At 67.8% G+C, this 12,535-nt stretch carries 9 protein-coding genes; 4 read left to right on the forward strand and 5 right to left on the reverse strand.

Features of this window, described 5'->3' with window-relative positions; genetic code table 11:
- Positions 1 to 53 precede the first annotated feature (53 nt).
- Genes sppA through ASC91_RS25870 form a run of 5 tightly spaced genes read right to left on the reverse strand, consistent with a single transcriptional unit; the run spans position 54 to position 4,432 of the window.
- Positions 54 to 1,046: a signal peptide peptidase SppA gene (gene sppA / locus ASC91_RS25850; RefSeq protein ID WP_394326340.1), complete on the reverse strand. Its 993-nt coding sequence runs from the start codon at positions 1,044 to 1,046 to the stop codon at positions 54 to 56.
- A 1-nt stretch (position 1,047) separates the two neighbouring features.
- Positions 1,048 to 1,434 carry a Rieske 2Fe-2S domain-containing protein gene (locus ASC91_RS25855; protein ID WP_056204189.1) on the reverse strand — a complete coding sequence of 129 codons (387 nt, stop codon included), beginning with the start codon at positions 1,432 to 1,434 and terminating at the stop codon, positions 1,048 to 1,050.
- Positions 1,427 to 2,092 carry an HAD family hydrolase gene (locus ASC91_RS25860; protein WP_056204541.1) on the reverse strand — a complete coding sequence of 222 codons (666 nt, stop codon included), beginning with the start codon at positions 2,090 to 2,092 and terminating at the stop codon, positions 1,427 to 1,429. Before ASC91_RS25860 ends, ASC91_RS25855 begins: the two co-directional genes overlap by 8 nt.
- Before the next feature lie 37 nt (positions 2,093 to 2,129).
- Positions 2,130 to 3,443 (reverse strand): hypothetical protein, encoded by a 1,314-nt coding sequence (locus tag ASC91_RS25865; protein ID WP_056204192.1) that lies wholly within the window; start codon positions 3,441 to 3,443, stop codon positions 2,130 to 2,132.
- Entirely contained in the window at positions 3,440 to 4,432 is a 993-nt protein-coding gene (locus tag ASC91_RS25870; protein ID WP_394326341.1) for an RluA family pseudouridine synthase, read from the reverse strand. Before ASC91_RS25870 ends, ASC91_RS25865 begins: the two co-directional genes overlap by 4 nt.
- A gap of 625 nt (positions 4,433 to 5,057) precedes the next feature.
- Here ASC91_RS25870 and ASC91_RS25875 point away from each other — a divergent pair.
- From ASC91_RS25875 to ASC91_RS25890, 4 genes are all read left to right on the forward strand, one after another.
- On the forward strand, positions 5,058 to 7,970 hold the full coding sequence (locus ASC91_RS25875; protein ID WP_056204198.1) for an Rne/Rng family ribonuclease: 2,913 nt from the start codon (positions 5,058 to 5,060) through the stop codon (positions 7,968 to 7,970).
- Between the two features lie 89 nt (positions 7,971 to 8,059).
- Positions 8,060 to 9,616: an oligopeptide:H+ symporter gene (locus tag ASC91_RS25880; RefSeq protein WP_056204202.1), complete on the forward strand. Its 1,557-nt coding sequence runs from the start codon at positions 8,060 to 8,062 to the stop codon at positions 9,614 to 9,616.
- Between the two features lie 59 nt (positions 9,617 to 9,675).
- Positions 9,676 to 11,379 carry a hypothetical protein gene (locus ASC91_RS25885; RefSeq protein WP_056204205.1) on the forward strand — a complete coding sequence of 568 codons (1,704 nt, stop codon included), beginning with the start codon at positions 9,676 to 9,678 and terminating at the stop codon, positions 11,377 to 11,379.
- Between the two features lie 123 nt (positions 11,380 to 11,502).
- A complete protein-coding gene (locus ASC91_RS25890) occupies positions 11,503 to 12,519 on the forward strand; it encodes a hypothetical protein (protein WP_056204208.1) in 1,017 nt (338 codons plus the stop codon).
- Positions 12,520 to 12,535: the final 16 nt, after the last annotated feature.

A 12,535-nucleotide genomic window follows, 5' to 3' on the forward strand; every position in this document is an offset into this window, starting at 1 on the left:
GCGCTCCGCGCAAGGCCGTAGCCCGCAATGGCTGCGGCCTTTTTGTTGCGCGATCAGCGGATCGGCGCCATCTCTTTCAGTGCTTTCACCGCACCGGCGCCCATGGCCGCGCCAAAACGCTTGGCCAGGCGCTCAGCGACGTTCTCGCGCGGCGTGTAGTCGATGACGTCCTCGGCCTTGACGACCTCGCGGGCCACATAGTCGAGGTTGCCGAAGTGGTCGGCCAGGCCCAGCTTGACGGCCTGCTCACCGTTCCAGAACAGGCCCGAGAAGGTCTCCTGCGTCTCCTTGAGCCGCTTGCCGCGGCCTTCGCGCACGACGGCGATGAACTGCTGATGGATCTGGTCCAGCATGGCTTGCGCGTAGGCGCGCTGCTTGGGGTTCTCCGGACTGAACGGGTCCAGCATGCCCTTGTTCTCGCCGGCGGTCAGCAAGCGGCGCTCGACGCCGACCTTCTCCATCAAACCGGTGAAGCCAAAGCCATCCATCAGCACGCCGATGGAGCCGACGACCGAGGCCTTGTCGACATAGATCTCGTCGGCCGCTGCGGCGATGTAGTACGCGCCGGAGGCACACATCTCCTCGACGACGGCGTAGACCGGCTTGTCGTACTGCTTCTTCAGCCGCTTGATCTCGTCGTAGACGATGCCGGCCTGCACCGGGCTGCCACCGGGCGAGTTGATGCGCAGCACGACGGCCTGGGCCGCGTCGTCCTTGAAGGCGTCTTTCAGCGCGGCCAGCAACTGCTCGGCGCTGGCCTCGGTGTCGGCGGCGATCTCGCCACGCACCTCGACCAGGGCGGTGTGCGGCGTCGTCGACGGCGTCACGTGCTTGCCCTGCAGCCACAGGCTGTAGACCAGCAGGGCCGCCAGCAGCAGCCAGAACAGCCGGAACACCGTGCGCCAGCGTCGCTCCAGCCGCCGCTCGCGCAGGAAGTCGCGCGCCAGCTGGGCCAGCAGCGTCTCGTTTTGCGGCGTGAGCTGTACCGGCACGCCGACGGGCTCGGGCATCGGGGGCGGCAGGGAGTCGTCGGAGGTGCTGCTCATATCAATCTTCAAAAGCGGGTTTGGTGTCGCGGGTCGGGTGCCAGTAGACCTCGCCATCGCGCTCGGTCAGGTCGATCTTCGTCAAGCGGCCGCGGTTGCAGGGGCCCATGACGCATTGGCCGGTCGATGGTTCGTAGACGGCGCCATGGATGCTGCACATGATGAAGCGCTTGTCGCTGTCCAGGAACTCGCCTTCCTGCCAGTCCATCTCGGTGGGCACATGGGCGCAGCGGTTCAGGTAGGCGACCGCCTTGCCGTCGAAACGCAGCGCGAAGGCCCGCACCGGCTCGCGCCACTGGATGACGTCGAAGCTGACGGCCTTGCCGCGCTCCACGAGTTCGGCCGAAGCGCACAGGTGCTGCAGCGGCGCGACTTCGGGCTCAGGCATGCGCGATCAACCAGTCATGCAGCTCGCGTGTCGAGTGCGCAACGAAGAGCGGCTTGAACTCGGCAAAGGTCTCGTGGTCATGCGCGCCAAAACTGACCGCGACGCAGGGCACGCCGGCATTGACGGCCAATTGCAGGTCGTGCGTTGTGTCGCCGATCATCAGCGTGCGCTCGGGCTCGGTGCCGAACTCCTTCATCAGCTCCAGCAGCATCTGCGGGTGCGGCTTGGAACGCGTCTGGTCGGCTGTGCGCGTGCCGTCGAACAAATGACCCAGTTCGCTGGACGCCAGCACGCGGTCCAGGCCCGCGCGGTTCTTGCCGGTCGCCACGGCCAGCCAGTGATGCCTCGCCTTCAAGGCCTCCAGCATCTCGAGCGTGCCCTCGAACAGCGACAGCTCGTGCTCCGAGGCGAGATAGTGGTGGCGGTAGCGCAGGCCCAGCTCGGGGTAGCGCTCCTCGGCCAGGCCGGGCACGGCATGCTCCAGCGCATCGCGCAGGCCCAGGCCGATGACATAGCGGCAGTTCTCGAACCCGGGCTCGGGCAGACCGATGTCCACGGCGGCGCGCTGGATGCAGCGGGCAATCAGCGCCGTGGAGTCAAACAGGGTGCCGTCCCAGTCGAAGGCGATCAGGTCGAATTGTTGCGGGCGGGAGGTCATGAAGGGATTGTCGATGTTCGGGCTTTCGCCTTGAGACTCAGGGGCGCTCGACTTGGCGCAAGCGAGATGCATAACCGGGGATCGGCTCCAGCCGGCAAGGCTGACGGGCGCCTTCGGCGGCCGGTTCGGTGAACAGCCGGACTGCGGGCGATTCGAGTGTCACGCCGGCCTCAAGCAGGATGTCCCAGATGGCTTCGTAGCGCGCTGCCACATCGGCCGCATTGCCAGTGCAGAAGGCTTCCCTCAGCACCGCGGCGACGGGATTGCAGCTGACTGGAGAGTTCTTCGGCTGATACGGCACGGTGGCGCCACGCGCCCAGCTTGCGAAATGCGGCCTCCACGCCTCGAATTGCTCCTGATCCCCGCCTGCTTCCCAGAAGGCTGCCATGACGAAGCAGCCCTTGGCCGGCCCGGCGGCTTCGATGAGCCGGTCAAAAGCATCGAGCTGGCCTTGCTGGGTCGCCACGCCCAACAGCCAATGCGGCCCAGGCCCGCCCAGGATCATTGGCTGCTCACCGAAGTAGGACATCACCTCGGGTTCGCGCAATCGCTGCTCGATCACCGCCCACGGCAGGCCGCCAGCAGCCAATTCGTGCGCATGGCCGGCTCGCTCTTGGAGCGTCAAAGGCGCCAGGCCCCAGCGCTGCCGAAATCGCTCCACCTCGGCGCCCTCGGCACGCGCCCAGAGCTGAAGCAACCACCAACGCCGAGTTTGCATCGACGCCTCCCGCAGGGACTGCTCGGCCAACCAATGGTAGAGCTCCGGATGCCGCGTACAACCGGGCCCTGCGCAAACAGCCGCGACCGCCAGAGGCATTGCGAGGCCCGACCTGCCCTGCTTGGACAAGCGCTGCCAGAAGGCCGGCATCCTCGGCTCGGCGCCCTCGACGTATTGCCCCATTGCCTCGGCCCAGGCGAATGCCTGCGATCCCGCTCGCAGGTCGCACCAAACGTCGTCGGCGGCGCCCACATCCGCCAACAGCGTGTCGCGGTGCCGGGGGCGGGCCTGCCCATCGCGCAACGGCTTCATCTCGACCACCAGCTTCAGCCCCAACTGCTCCATCCGCTTCTGAACTGTTGCCACGCGGCGCTTGGCCAGCGCCGTCTGCGCTCTCTTGGCCGGCGACAAGTGCAGGGCCAGCTCGTTCGCCGGGCACTGCGCGGCACGCACCGCCAACTCGTTCAGGGCGACAAGGCCGTCGCGTGTCAGTCGATCGGTGCGCGCTTCGAATTGCAGGGGAATGGGCGCAGGCGGCATGATCGTCATGGCGGCCACCCACGAGCCGCCCAGAGAGGCCGCGACGATGAAGGCCGCCCGGCCCAACCGCTCAAGCGCCCGCCACAACTTCATGCGGCACTGTCCACCAGGCTTCGGCAATCGGCAGGCAATGGCGCCTCGCAGGTCACCGTCTCCCCCGTCGCCGGATGCTGGAACTGCAGCCTTCGCGCATGCAAGAACATGCGGTCGAACTTGGCACGCCCGCGCGCCAGCTCGCGATTTCGCTCGAAGTCGCCGTACTTGGGGTCGCCGACGATGGCGTGACCGGCCTGCTGCAGGTGGACGCGGATCTGGTGGGTGCGGCCGGTCTTGATGGTCACGTCCAGCAGGCTGAAATGCGGCGTGCGCTGGACGACCTTCACCAGGCTGATCGACCGCTTGGCGCCTTCCTCATCCGCCTTGCCCGGCCTCACCCAGCGCTCGCCGTCGCCGCCGACGAACTTGACCAGCGGCACGTCGATGACCTTGAGCTTGGCCGGCCAGTCGCCCCAGACCAGGGCGGCATAGGTCTTGCCCGTCTCGCGCTCGCGCAGCTGATCCTGCAGTGCCACCAGCGCGCTGCGCTTCTTGGCAATCATCAGCAGGCCGGAGGTTTCCTTGTCGAGCCGGTGCACCAGCTCCAGGAACTTGGCCGTCGGCCGCGAGCGGCGCAGCGCCTCGATGACGCCGTAGCTGACGCCCGAGCCGCCATGCACCGCCACGCCGGCCGGCTTGTCGATGACAAGCAGGTGCTCATCCTCGAACACCACCGGAAACTCACGCGCCGGCGCCTCGGGCTGAGCCGGGCGCTCGGGCAGGCGCACCGGCGGGATGCGCACCTCGTCACCAATTTCCAGCCGGGTGTCGGCCTGGGCCCGGCCTTTGTTGACCCTCACTTCGCCGGCCCGGATGACGCGGTAGACGTGGGTCTTGGGCACACCCTTGAGTTCGCGCAGCAGGAAGTTGTCCAAGCGCTGCCCGGCGGAGCCTTCGTCCACCGTGACCCGGCGCACGGCTGGCGCCGTGGCAGGGGTTTGCGTGGTGTCGGGTGGCACTTGGCCTACCCCTATAATCCTTTTCACCACGTTGCTGCCGTAAGTATTTGATTTGTTTGATTTTAGCGGCGGTAACGTGTGGCCGACGGGGCACAGCCCTGGCGGCCACAGGCGATGCAACGCGAAAGACGGCCGGCAGGTTTCCTCCCCGAGTGAGTGAACGGCCCGCTGTCCGACGCGGCAGAGCGATGACACAAGAACCCGCGAGCCCCGCTGCCCTTGATTGTTTCAAGGAACCCGGCGCCCGCAGATAACAAGGTTTCCATGGCGACAGAGCACCTGGCCTTCGGGCCGCGCGAGCTGTCACCAGCGTCCAGCAGCCCATGCAGATGAGCATGCCCCTCCCCCCACACGCACCTCTGCGGCCCCGGCTAGATCCCGGTGTGGCCGCCCTGCCCCGGCTTGTTGCCGGGCGGGTGCGCGCGGGAGCCGGCGGCTCGGCTCGCATGACCGCTGCTGCGGCGCACGCGCCAACGCCAACTGCGCGCTGACCCCCACGGTCGGCCGCGCTTTCGGTCCAGGGCGATTCCTTCCTCGGTTCTCGAGTCATTGCCCGTGCATCTTTAGCCGCCAGCGCTTTGGCTTGGCGGCGCGATGAACGTGCGCGTTTCGCGGCGGCTGACAAGCCGCCCGGCGCGAGAGGAGTGATGACATGAAACGCATGCTGATCAATGCGACGCAGCCGGAAGAGCGGCGCCTCGCGATCGTTGATGGCCAGAAGCTGCTGGACTTCGAGACCGAAATCGAAGGCCGCGAGCAGCGCAAGGGCAATATCTACAAGGCCGTCGTGACGCGGGTCGAGCCCTCGCTCGAAGCCTGCTTCGTCGACTACGGCGAGGACCGCCACGGCTTCCTGCCGTTCAAGGAAATCTCGCGCCAGTTCTTCCGCGAGGGCACCGACGTCAAGAACGCGACCATCAAAGACGCGATCAAGGAAGGCCAGGAGCTGCTGGTCCAGGTCGAGAAGGAAGAGCGCGGCAACAAGGGCGCGGCGCTGACCACCTTCGTCAGCCTGGCCGGCCGCTATCTGGTGCTGATGCCCAACAACCCGCGCGGCGGTGGCGTTTCGCGCCGCATCGAGGGCGAGGACCGCGAGGAGCTGAAGGAAAACCTCGACCAGCTCGAGTACCCCAAGGGCATGTCCCTGATCGCACGCACCGCCGGTATCGGCCGCACGGCGCCCGAGCTGCAGTGGGACTTGAACTACATGCTCAAGCTCTGGACCGCGATCGATGACGCGGCCAAGGGCGGCAAGGGCGCCTACCTGATCTACCAGGAATCCAGCCTGGTCATCCGCGCGATCCGCGACTACTTCACGTCGGACATCGGCGAGATCCTGATCGACACGGACGACCTGTACGAGCAGGCCAGCCAGTTCATGAACCACGTGATGCCCGACCAGGGCCATCGCGTGAAGCGCTACCGCGACGACGCACCGCTGTTCAGCCGCTTCCAGATCGAGCACCAGATCGAGACGGCCTTCAGCCGCACGGTGAACCTGCCGTCCGGCGGCGCCATCGTCATCGACCACACCGAAGCCCTCGTGTCGGTCGACGTCAACTCGGCCCGCTCGACCCGCGGCACCGACATCGAAGAGACGGCCACCCGCACCAACCTCGAAGCGGCCGACGAAATCGCCCGCCAGATGCGCCTGCGCGACCTGGGCGGCCTGATCGTCGTCGACTTCATCGACATGGAGGAGAGCAAGAACCGCCGTGACGTGGAACAGCGCCTACGCGACGCGCTGCGCCAGGACCGCGCCCGCGTGCAGTTCGCCTCCATCAGCAAGTTCGGCCTGCTCGAAATGAGCCGCCAGCGCCTGCGCCCGGCACTCAGCGAAGGCAACCACATCACCTGCCCGCGCTGCAACGGCACGGGCCACATCCGCGACACCGAGTCCTCGGCACTGCAGATCCTGCGCATGGTCCAGGAAGAGGCCATGAAGGACAACACCGCCGCCGTGCACGTGCAGGTGCCGGTGGAAGTGACCTCCTTCCTGCTGAACGAGAAGCGCACCGAGATCACCAAGATCGAACTCAAGCAGCGCGTCACCGTGCTGCTGGTGCCCAACAAGCACCTCGAGACGCCGAACTACAAGCTCGAGCGCCTGCGCCACGACGACCCGCGCCTGGAGAACCTGCAGGCCAGCTACACGATGATCGAGGAGCCGACCGACGAGGTCGGCATCACGCGTCGCGGCGACGTCGAGAAGAAGAACAAGCAGGAGCCGGTCATCAAGGGCATCCTGCCCGAGCAGCCCGCGCCGGTCGCCGCACCGAAGCCCGAGCCCGTCGCGGCCGCGCCCGCACCGGCGCCCGTCGTTGCGCCCCCGCCGCCAGCACCGCAGGCCAAGGGCTTCTTCAGCCGCCTGTTCAGCTTCTTCGGCGGTGGCGATGCCGCGCCGGCCCCGGCACCTGCTGTCCAGGCGCCCGCAGCGGCGCCCGCCGCAACGGACAAGCCCAAGCGCGAAGGTGGCCGTGACGGCCGCCGCGACGGTGGCCGCCGTGGTGAGCGCGGCGAGCGTAGCGAACGCGGTGAGCGCAACGAGCCGCGTGGCCAAGGTGGCCGCCGCGATGGCAAGCCGCAGGAAGCCCGCGGTGAGCGTGCCGAACGCGGTGACCGCAAGCCGCGCGCCGAAGGCGCTGACAAGCCTGAACAGCAGCAACGCCCGGAGCGCGGCGAGCGCACCGAACGTGGTGAGCGTGCTGAACGTGGTGAGCGCACCGAACGCGGTGGTGACCGCCCGGAGCGTGGTGAGCGCCGCCCTCGTGGCGAGCGCCAGGAGCGCCCGCCGGTCGAGACCGTGGCCGCCTTGCCGGTTGCCGCGCCGTTGAGCGAAGACTTGGCCGCCGTCCACGACGCGCCGCCGGCCTTTGTCGACAGCCAGGCCGAAGCCGCCCTGCCTCCGACTGGCGACACGCCGGCCGGTGAAGAGCGCCAGGGCCGTGGCCGCCGCCGCCGCCGTGGTGGCCGCGAGCGCGACGATCAGACGGGCACCGAAGGCACGGCAGAAGCCGGCGTCGAAGCACCGGCTGAAGTTGTTGCTGACGCGGGCGCCGAAACCACGCCGCCCGTCGAAGGTGATGACGCCGAGGGCCATGGCCGCGAAAGCCGCCGTCGCGGCGGTCGCAATCGCAACCGAGGCCGCCGTGAGGAAGGTGCCGTCGAAGGCCAGGAAGCCACTGCTGGCGAGGAGGCCGCTTCGGCCGCCGCGCCGATGCAGAGTTCGCTGATCGAAGACGCGATGGCCAATGCTGCTGCGCCGGTCCAGGCGCCCGTAGCCGTGGCAGCCGCACCGGCTCCGGTCGCTGCCCCGGCGCCGGTTGTCCAAGCCTTCAAGCTGCCGATGGGCGAGCTTCAATCCATCGCCGAAGGTGCCGGCCTGCAATGGGTCAACTCCGACGCCGACAAGATCGCCGCTGTGCAGGCCGCCATCGCGGCCGAGCCCGCACCGGCCCCGCTGGGCCGCGAGCCGGCAGCGGTCGCCGTTGTCGACGAGGGCCCGCTGGTGCTCGTGGAAACCCGCAAGGATCTCAGCCAGGTGAAGCTGCCTTTCGAGGCATGATTCGGGTCGGCTGATCCCACCCTCCAACGCCGCTCGGCCACAAGCCGGGCGGCGTTTCTCTTTTTCAGAGCCCCAACTCCGAGGCCCCCATGACGACCACTGTCACCGCAGACGCCGCCACCGCGGCAAGCCCCGCGGCCAAGATGCCGCCGCAGATCCCCTACATCATCGGCAACGAAGGATGCGAGCGCTTCAGCTTCTACGGCATGCGCAACATCCTGACGGTCTTCATGATGACCAGCCTGCTGCTGGCCATTCCCGAGGACCTGCGCAAGGCCGAGGCCAAGGAGGTGTTCCACACCTTCGTCATCGGTGTCTATTTCTTCCCGCTGCTGGGCGGTTGGCTGGCCGACCGCTTCTTCGGCAAGTACCCGACCATCTTCTGGTTCAGCATCCTGTACTGCGCGGGGCATGCCTGCCTGGCCCTGTTCGACGACAACATCCGGGGCTTCTACTTCGGCCTGTTCCTGATCTCGCTCGGCTCGGGTGGCATCAAGCCCTTGGTGAGTTCATTCGTTGGCGACCAGTTTGACAAGAGCAACCGGACGCTGGCGCAGAAGGTCTATGACGCCTTCTACTGGATCATCAACTTCGGCAGCTTCTTCGCGTCGCTGCTGATGCCCCTCATCCTGAAGAACTATGGCGCCAGCGTCGCCTTCGCGCTGCCGGGTCTGCTGATGCTGGCCGCCACCGTCATCCTGTGGAGCGGCCGCAAGAAGTATGTGCACCAGCCGGCGCGCGGCGCCAACCCGCACAGCTTTTTGAAGGTGGTTTGGACGGCCTTGAAGGCCGGCGGCGCTGGCGCCGCCGTGGCATCGCTTGGTCTCGTTGGTGCGGCCTACTCGCTGAGCCGCATCGATGGCCTGGGCCTCGTGCCGGCGGTCTGCCTGGCCCTCGTGCTGGTGATGGGCTTTGGCGGCGTGGGCGCGGCGATGCAGCTGGAGCGCGCGCGCGGCGTGCATCCGGACGAGGCTGTCGACGGTGTGCGTAGCGTGCTGCGCGTGCTGGTGCTGTTCGCGCTGGTCACGCCGTTCTGGTCGCTGTTCGACCAGAAGGCCTCGACCTGGGTGCTGCAGGCCGATCAGATGGCCAAGCCCGCCTGGTTCCAGTCGTCCATGATGCAGGCGCTGAACCCGGCGCTGGTGATGATCCTGATCCCCTTCAACAACCTGGTGCTCTATCCCACGCTGCAACGCATGGGCCTGCAGGTGACGGCACTGCGCCGCATGGGCGCAGGCATCGCGCTGGCGGGTGCGGCCTGGATCGTCGCCGGCGTGTTGCAGCTGTGGCTGGACGAAGGCACGACGGTCAGCATCGTCTGGCAGATGCTGCCCTATGCGCTGCTGACGCTGGGCGAGGTGCTGGTCTCGGCCACCGGGCTGGAGTTCGCCTACAGCCAGGCACCGCTGTCCATGAAGGGCACGATCATGAGCTTCTGGAGCCTGTCGGTGACCATCGGCAACCTGTGGGTGCTGCTGTCCAACGTCAGCATCAAGAGCCCGGCGGCGCTGCAGGCGATCAAGTCGACCGGCTACAGCGAGACCGCCTGCCTGATGTTCTTCTTCGCCGGCTTCGCGCTCGTGGCCGCGACCCTGTTTGCGCTCGTGGCAAGGCGCTATCCGATGCTGAACAATTACCGCAGCTGAAGTGCGGCGGTGAATAGCCACCTTGGTTTCAGCGCCTGGCTCAGTAAGCTGCGCGGCACATGACAGACGCTCAAAATCGCCGCCCCTACGTCGATCCCACGCTGGTCGATCACCATGCACCACGCGCCGCGCCTGAGCCGGCGCCCGAAGCTGCGGCCTGGCAGCAGTCCTCGAACCGCCCGCGTCCGGCGGGCGCCCGGTCGCCGCGCACCCGCGTGATCCGCGAATCCAAGCGCGGCTACTTCGCCCGCCACTGGCATGGCGAGATGAGCCTGGTGCGCAGCTACTGGGTCAACAACTTCCTCGTCGCCACGCCACTGGCTTTCCTGCTGACGGGCCTGATGACCTGGATCAGCGTCAAGGGCGACTCGCTACAGGTCAGCGCCATCTCGCTGCTGGTGACCATGCCGCTGCTGCTGGCGCTGAACCTGTGGTGCATCGTCGGCGCCTGGCGTGCCGCGGCCAACTATCTGCGCGAAAGCGGCTCGGCACTCTGGGGGTGGCTGGCGCGCATCACGCTGGCGCTCAGCACCCTGCAGTTGTTGGCCTCGGTGGTGTTCGGCTTCCTGCCCAGCGTGGGCGAGTACTGGTCCATGGCCCGCGGCGTCGACCCGCTGGGGCAGGCCAAGTTCAGCTTCTCCGCCGATGGCCGCAGCCTGCGGCTGGATGGTGTCATCGGCATGGGCGACGGCGAGCGACTGCGCCAACTGCTGAACAGCGAGGCAGCACGGGACCTCAAGCGCGTGGAACTGGCGTCACCTGGCGGCCGCGTGCGCGAGGCTGAGCGCATGGCCGCGGCCTTGAAGGCGCGCGGCCAGGCCAGCCGCGCGGTGGGCACCTGCGCCAGCGCCTGCACCCTTGTCTTCCTGGCCGGGCAGCCCCGCCATATGACGGCCACGGGCGAGCTGGGCTTTCATCGCGCATCCACCGGCACCTACAACCCGGTCTTCGAGGAACTGGCCAACCAGCAATTGGCCAAGACCTACACCGAGCTGGGCCTGCCGCAGCCCATGATCGACAAGACGCTGCGTACGCCGTCGCGCAGCATGTGGTTCGTGCCGCGCGACGAGCTGGTCTCCTACGCCTTGATCGCGCCAGCGCCACCCACACTGGCGGTGCCACTGCCGGCCGCCAATGCCACGCTGGCCGATTTCGACGATGCATTGCACATGCACCCCGTGTGGGAGGCGCTGGACAAGCGCACCCCAGGCACCGTGGACGACATCGCCAAGCGCATGCTGGCCGCCCACCAGGCCGGCGCCAGCGAGGAGGAGGTGCAAGCCACCGTGCTGTCGCCCCTGGCCCGCCAGATGCCGGATCTGCTCGGCGGCACCGACGCCGTGTTGCGCCACCGCTATGTGCAACTGGTGTCCGACCAGCTGAAGGCCCTGCGCACACCACCCGCTGGCGTCAGTGCCGGGGCCTGCCGCGACCTGCTCGACGGGCGCATGGGCGTGCGCCCGCAGCTCCCGCAGGCCTTGCAGGTGCGCGAAGCCCAATGGCTGCAGGACGTGGCCAATGGCACGCTGCCACACCGGCAGCCCAAGCCGGTCAGCGCCCTTGAGATCGAGGTCCTTGAGCGCACCGTGGGGCCGACGGCCATGGGCATGCTGTCGCGCCTGTGGGTCGACGCGCCCGAGGCGGCCAAACCCAGCGTCGCTGCCAGCTGCGACCCCGCCATCGCCATGCTGGACCGCCTGCAGGGCCAGCCCCCGGCCCGCCGGGACCTGGCGGAGCGGCTGCTCTTCCAGCCATCGCGCTGATCAGGACCGCATAAGTTCGCTTGGGTGAAATTACCCAGGCCAGCTGATGCCGGTCGTCCCTTCGCCCTTTCTACGATACCGCTCGGTTGCCAATTCGGCACCGCTTTTCATGGAGTTGCTTTCGTGACCATCGCCTCCCCGCTGCGCCTGCCTTTGCTTGGCGCCCTGCTCGGCCTCAACCTCGCCGCCCAGGCGGCACCGAGCGCGCCCGCCGCCGTCAGCTTCGACACCACGCCGCGTGCCGGCCAGCATCAACGACAGCAGATCGACCTGCAGGCCGTCATGAAGATGCGCGTCGAGGCCGGCCCCGACGCGACGGACGAGCAGCGCGCCAAGGCGGCTCAAGCCGCCGAGGGCATGGCGCTGATGGGGCCGATGAAGATGAGCATGCACATGGAGCAGACCATGCAGGTCGGCGCTGCGGACGGCGAGGGCTGGCTGCCGCTGAGCTTGTCGGTCGGCGCCAAGGGCGGCAGCGTGGAAATCGGTGGCAAGCCCGCACCGCTGCCCAGTCTAGGCAAGACCGACATGCGCATTGCAGCGCGCTTCAACCCCAAGGACTTCGGCTTCGAGGTGCAGAAGGTCGAGGGCGGTTCACCCGAGCTGAGCGAGGCCATGAGCAACCAGGGCAAGGCCGCGATCAGCGAGTCCCTGCAACTGCTCAAGGCCCTGAGCCAGCGCCCGCTGAAGGTCGGCGACAGCGTTGAGGTGCCGCTGAACATGGCCCTGCCCATGCCGCTGCCAGGCGGCGCCGGCGGCATGCAAGGCCTGGTGCGCTACACGCTGGCCCGCGTGGACAAGGGTGTGGCGCATTTCGACCTGAGCATGGATCTCAACATGAACATCGACACCCCGCTGCCCAGGCCCGCGGCTGCTGCATCCGCGGCCAGCGGCGCGGCCGCGGACGCTGCACCGCCGATGCTGCACATGCAGATCACGGGTGGTGGCAAAGGCACGAGCTCGCTGCGCCTGGCCGACCGCCTGCCGCTGGCCAGCCAGCTCGCCATGGACATGAAGATGACGATGAACGGGCCCGACAACGGCCGGATGTTCATGGACATGGACATGGTCGTGCAGTCCAAGGGCGAGTCCCTCGCCAAGCCCGCTGCCGCCAAGCCAGCGGTCAAGAAGGCGCCCTGAGCGGGGGCGCCAGGAC

This window comes from Pelomonas sp. Root1237 (assembly GCF_001425055.1).
Lineage (GTDB): Bacteria > Pseudomonadota > Gammaproteobacteria > Burkholderiales > Burkholderiaceae_C > Pelomonas.

What these genes read in the sequence shown, in the direction of transcription:
- sppA (WP_394326340.1), bottom strand. Translation starts at nt 1,046, where the DNA reads ATGAGCAGCACCTCCGACGACTCCCTGCCGCCCCCGATGCCCGAGCCC.
- ASC91_RS25855 (WP_056204189.1), bottom strand. Translation starts at nt 1,434, where the DNA reads ATGCCTGAGCCCGAAGTCGCGCCGCTGCAGCACCTGTGCGCTTCGGCC.
- ASC91_RS25860 (WP_056204541.1), bottom strand. Translation starts at nt 2,092, where the DNA reads ATGACCTCCCGCCCGCAACAATTCGACCTGATCGCCTTCGACTGGGAC.
- ASC91_RS25865 (WP_056204192.1), bottom strand. Translation starts at nt 3,443, where the DNA reads ATGAAGTTGTGGCGGGCGCTTGAGCGGTTGGGCCGGGCGGCCTTCATC.
- ASC91_RS25875 (WP_056204198.1), top strand. Translation starts at nt 5,058, where the DNA reads ATGAAACGCATGCTGATCAATGCGACGCAGCCGGAAGAGCGGCGCCTC.
- ASC91_RS25880 (WP_056204202.1), top strand. Translation starts at nt 8,060, where the DNA reads ATGACGACCACTGTCACCGCAGACGCCGCCACCGCGGCAAGCCCCGCG.
- ASC91_RS25885 (WP_056204205.1), top strand. Translation starts at nt 9,676, where the DNA reads ATGACAGACGCTCAAAATCGCCGCCCCTACGTCGATCCCACGCTGGTC.